Origin of the sequence: Herbiconiux daphne, from assembly GCF_024979295.1 — a bacterium.
Lineage (GTDB): Bacteria > Actinomycetota > Actinomycetes > Actinomycetales > Microbacteriaceae > Herbiconiux > Herbiconiux daphnes.
In genome coordinates this window covers 1-907 of sequence record NZ_JANLCJ010000218.1, presented here as the reverse complement: position 1 = coordinate 907, position 907 = coordinate 1, and the positions used below count along the sequence as shown (strand labels likewise).

The 907-nt window shown below is 34.4% G+C and carries 1 protein-coding gene; it reads right to left on the bottom strand.

The window, feature by feature from the left end:
• Positions 1 to 364: 364 nt before the first annotated feature.
• Entirely contained in the window at positions 365 to 646 is a 282-nt protein-coding gene (locus N1032_RS24215) for a hypothetical protein (protein ID WP_259543034.1), read from the bottom strand.
• Between the last annotated feature and the right edge of the window lie 261 nt (positions 647 to 907).

Here is a 907-nt window from a genome sequence, read left to right as displayed (position 1 = left end):
TGGTATTCCGGCAATGTGTTTGAACCTTGTTCTGTAATGATTCTCACTCTCTCTCTGTTTGAAGGTCAATTACAAATCATTTTATATTTTTTGTCGATGTCAAGAATTTCATTTTCTAGTGCATCCACTTTGTCCTGAGTCATTGAAAGAGCCCATACAAATAAATCGTATGTGTATGTAGGTTCGTAATAAATCGCTTTTTTGAAATAACGGGCAAAGTTCAAGGACATTGTGCCAGAACCTCCGAAAACATCGTGGAACGTCCCATTTTGGTTCTTTGGTATAAATTGGTCTAATCAGTCTAAAAGTGTATATTTGTTGCCATAAGAAATATGGCATTTAGGACATCTATTTCACTCTCTCATTATCTAAACTCCTCCATTAGTGGCGAGTTGTTGAGTAGTTTAACAATTTCAGATGCTTTTCCATCTTTTATAGTAGTTCCATAAATGTATCTGCTATAATCAAACCAAAATTCCTTTTTAAGGGTGTCAAAATAAATTCTTTCACTTTCTAGACTTAACATTTCCTCTTTCGTCGCCAACACTCCCATAGCATTAGCAATTTTGCAGATTAGTTGAGAGTAGTTTTCTTGGAAAGAGTTATCTTTATACCACACTACACTGTTATATTTTCCATTTTTCATTAGTAAATACTGATTATTTCAAGTCATGAATTTAATAGACCATACCGGTTTGTCAAACTCTTTGAGTGCCATTTCCAAGTTCTCTTTTGTTGCTTCCAAGGCAACTCCGTTAATTGTTAGTTTCATTATTACTCCTTTGCATCTTTGATTAGTTTTTTATATTTACTAATGATGTCTATTTCCTTTGCTTGGTATGCTTTTCAAGCAGGTTCGGCAATGGCTTGGTATGCTTTTCAAGCAGGTTCGACAATGGCTTTGTAT